The 557-nt window shown below is 30.0% G+C and carries 2 protein-coding genes; both read right to left on the bottom strand.

Annotated features, from left to right (window positions below):
- Positions 1-205, bottom strand: a 205-nt coding sequence (locus E5A76_RS15085) for a hypothetical protein (RefSeq protein ID WP_222932525.1), incomplete at its 3' end; no start/stop codon positions are given.
- A partial coding sequence (locus tag E5A76_RS15090) for a DapH/DapD/GlmU-related protein (protein ID WP_316247338.1) occupies positions 202-557 on the bottom strand: 356 nt, incomplete at its 5' end. The genes E5A76_RS15090 and E5A76_RS15085, both read right to left, overlap by 4 nt.

The following is a 557-nucleotide window of genomic DNA, read 5'->3' on the forward strand; positions in this document are numbered from 1 at the left end:
GTGTGGCATTCCTAATAACTTTAACTTTTAAGTTAAGATGATTTATATAATCTTCATTTTCTGGAATATTTAAAATTAAAACAACCTCAACAGATGAAAAATCAGAAAAATCTAAATGATTTAAATCACATAAAAGATCTTTTATCAAAACGCCATGACCATGACTTACAATACTTAACGTTAATGTAGGCTGTACAATTTTCAAAGAACATCTCTCCATGAATTAGATATAAAACAAAACTCTTTAATTACTCTTGCTGGATTTCCGACAGCTATAGAGTTCTCTGGTATAGATTTTGTAACTATAGTTCCAGCGCCTATAATACTATTTTTTCCAATCGTTACACCGGGAAGAACAATAACACCCTCCCCTAACCATACATTATCTTCAATATTTACAGCATCGAAACTTAATTTTCTATCCGAAATAGGAGTATTAATTTCTGATTCAAAAGGAAAGGATCCATGATTGTGATCTGTTATAAAAACTCTACTTGCAATAAGAACATTATTTCCCAACTGAATTTTTTTACCAGCTGCAATATGTACATTATCAT

This window comes from Photobacterium lucens (assembly GCF_009873615.1).
Taxonomy (GTDB): domain Bacteria; phylum Pseudomonadota; class Gammaproteobacteria; order Enterobacterales; family Vibrionaceae; genus Photobacterium; species Photobacterium lucens.